Here is a 3,236-nt window from a genome sequence, read left to right as displayed (position 1 = left end):
GGGACCGGGCACATGCCCCGGTCCCCGGCCGGTCAGGGCCGTGGGAGGTCAGTCCCCGGCCCCGGCGGGGTCCGCGGTGCCCAGGTACTCCCGCAGCAGCCGGAACAGATGCGCGATGGCCTCCGCGTGCTGCTCGGGTGTGAAGGAGGCGAGGTCACGGGAGCGCCGGCCGGTGCCCAGGTCCGCGAGGACCAGGTTCCACCAGACCCACTCGGGCAGGCCCACGCCCCGGCCGTTGATCCAGGCGCCGAAGGCCCGCATCGTCCCGCCGCCGGTAGCCGCGTCGAGTCCGTCCAGATAGGCACAGACCTCTCCGTAGGAACCGCTCATGGTGAACAGGCGGGCGCGCCCGTCGAGACGTTCGACGAACGCGCCGAGTGCGCTCGCGTGGTTCATCCCCTCACTCTCCCCTTCCCGGGGGTGCGGTGCGCGGCACCGCATCCGGACGGAACGTCACTTCTTCTTCTTCCACTCATGGAGATCCGGGTAGTCCCACTGGGTCTTCCACTCCTCCAGCGGCATGCCGCCGGCCCCGGTGAACTGGTCGTACACCCGGCCGTCCTTGATGACGAAGGTGTGGTGCCCCCAGTCCTCGTTGGCCAGCTTGTACGGGCCGAGGACCGGGAACCCCTTGGGCGTGATGGTCCAGATCTCCCCGCCGATCCTCTGGTGGAGCTTCTCCGCGAACTCGTCGCAGCCCGCGTTGTGCACCAGCACCGGGGTCCGGCCCGCCGTCACGTAGAACGTGTGCAGCTGCTTGACCGTGAGGGTGTAGGTCCGGGCGTCCTTCTTGGTGAAGGAGCGGTTCGCGCTGACCGTGACCTGCTCGCCCCGGTCGGTGCGCAGGGTCGTCCCCGGGGTGAGGTGCTGCGCCTCGACCCACCGCCACGCCGACGGCGACCAGAAGAGGTGCTCGTGCGTCGCGGTCAGCTTGCGCGGACCGTCACGGGTGGCGACGGTCAGCTCGCTGAAGGTCCGGTCGGCGTCGGTGACGATGACCCGGGTGACCTCACGGGCGCCGGTGACCCCGGTGTACGGGTCGGTCGCCAGGACCTTCTCGCCCACTCGGATGTCCTGGATGTCCTCCGTGGAGGTCCCATCGCCCAGGACGACCTGGGTGCCGGGCAGGAAGCAGTTGGTGCACGGCACCCGCCGCAGCGCCTTCAGACTGTCGTACGCCTTGTCCAGCAGCTTGAGCTTCGAGCCGACGGCCACCTCGCCCATGAGCTGGCCACAGGCCCACAGATCCTTCTCGTTGGCGCACTCCTCCAGCTCACCGAGGCCGAGCAGCTCCTTGCCGGTGTCCGTCAGCTTGGTCATGGCCTCGTTGAGCGCGGGGCCCTGAGAGATGATCTGGCACAGGATCTCGTTCTGCATGCACCAGCGGACCGGGTTGTCGGCGGCCTCGCAGCCGAGGATGCCGCACCGGTACTGGGCGCGGGCCTGGGCGCCCGGGTCCTGGGCCGCCTTCTCCCGCTCGGCCAGCTCGGCCTTGCGCCGGGCCTCCTCTTCCTCCCGGAGCTTCTTCACCGCGATGGAGAAGGTGTCCAGGGCGGCCTTCTCGGCCGCCTCGGCGTCCTTGCCCGCCGCGATGGCCGACGCCTTCGCCTGGTTCGCGGACTCCCACGCCTGGGCGGCGTGGGTGTTCGCGATCTCCGCCGACAGGGTGGCGTCGGCGGCGGATACGGCGGCGTTGTTGGCGGCCCGGTGGGCGTCGGCCTCGGCCGCGCGGGCGACCCGGGCGGACTCGGCCGCCTGCGCCGCCGACGCCTCCGCGTCCTTGGCGGACGCCTTGGCCTGGTCGGCGTAGTTCTGCGCCTGCGCGGCCGAGTCCTTGGCCTGCTGGGCGTAGACGGCGGCCTCCGCGGAGGCACGGCGGGCGATGGCCGCGACCTCACCGGCCAGCGCGGCGCTCTGCTGTGCCTTGGCGGCGACGACGGCCGCGCCCGCGATCAGGTGCTGGACCCGTGCCACGTGGGTGGCGGTGAGCCGGTCCTTGCGCTGGGCCATGTGCTGACCGGACTCGCTGAACCGGCTCAGCAGGTAGGTGGGCCCCTCCATCGCGATCCGCGCGGCCGCCTTGACCTCGGGGCCGCCGCTGCCCAGCAGCTGGGTGGCGTTGACCCGGTTGTCCGCCTCGCGGGCGGTGTGCTGCCCGGTGCGGAGGAACGTCCGCAGGTCGGCGGTGTCACTGGACGCCATCGCGGCGAGACCGGCCTGTCGTACGCCCGCCCCGCCCTTGTCGATCAGCCGGGTGACGGCGATACGGAAGTCCGCCTCACCCGCCCGGTACTGGCCCTCGGCGAGGAAGGCGCTGATCGCCGTGGTGTCGCCCTTGAGGGCGACCTCGGCGGCGTCCCGCACCGGCTTGATCTCACTCTCCAGGGCGAGGCGCTCCACCTGGGCCCGCTCGTCCTCCTGGATGGCCTTGCGCCAGCCGGTGCGCACATAGGTGAGGACATCGGCGTCCGAACCGGCGAGGGCGACCTCGGCGGCCATCTGGCTCCAGGGCGCGCCCTCCCGCATCACCTGCACGGCCAGCGCGCGGCCCTTGGCGGCGACCGTCGCCGGGTCCGCGCCGGGGGCCGACGCCTCGGCGGCGAGCCGCTCGATCTCCGCCTTGCGGGCGGCGACGGCGTCGGCCGCCCGCCGCTGGTCGGCCCGCCGCTCGTCCTCCTCGATCTTCAGATCGCGGGCGTGCTCGATTCCGGCGTTGGTACGGGTGCGCAGCTCGGCGGCCTCGATGGCCTGGGCCACGGTGTGGACCTTGCGGGCCTGGGCGACGGCGCGGCTGGCGGCGTCGGCCGCCTTCTGCGCGTTCTTGGCGTGCTCGGTGGACCTGGCCGCCGCGTGTGCCGCCTCGCCCGCGTGCTGGGCCGCCTCGTCGGCGGCCTTCGCGGAGGCGTTGGCGTGCGCGGCGGCGGAACGGGCCGCGTCGCGCGACTCGGCGGCGGCGTCGGCGGCCTGGAAGGCCAGCGCGGACGCCTCCTCGGCGGCACGGGTCGCCTCGCCGGCGTGACGGCGGGCGGTGGCCGCGGCCGCGCGTGCCTCGGCCGCGTGCCGGTCCCCGGCCGCCGCGTGGTTGCTGGCCGCCACGGCGGCGTCGGCCGCGAGCACGGCGTTGCCGCCCGCGCTGATGGCCGCCTTGGCCGCGTTGCCCGCCTCACGGGCGGCGATGCTGGCCTGGTCGGCGGCCTGGGCACCGGTCTCGGCGCTCTTGGCCGCACCGCGTGCGG

2 protein-coding genes are annotated in these 3,236 nt (G+C 73.6%); both read right to left on the bottom strand.

The window, feature by feature from the left end:
* Positions 1-48: 48 nt before the first annotated feature.
* Entirely contained in the window at positions 49-396 is a 348-nt protein-coding gene (locus ACFVIM_RS34240; RefSeq protein ID WP_384310047.1) for a hypothetical protein, read from the bottom strand.
* A 57-nt stretch (positions 397-453) separates the two neighbouring features.
* Positions 454-3,236 (bottom strand): polymorphic toxin-type HINT domain-containing protein (locus ACFVIM_RS34235; protein ID WP_384310044.1); only part of this gene is annotated, 2,783 nt, incomplete at its 5' end.

Source organism: Streptomyces sp. NPDC057638 (genome assembly GCF_042800315.1).
Lineage (GTDB): Bacteria > Actinomycetota > Actinomycetes > Streptomycetales > Streptomycetaceae > Streptomyces.
The sequence above is the reverse complement of the archived record's forward strand: the minus strand, read 5'-3'. Positions and strand labels throughout refer to the sequence as shown.

Coding starts and splice junctions, on each gene's coding strand:
- ACFVIM_RS34240 (WP_384310047.1), bottom strand. CDS start 396: ATGAACCACGCGAGCGCACTCGGCGCGTTCGTCGAACGTCTCGACGGG.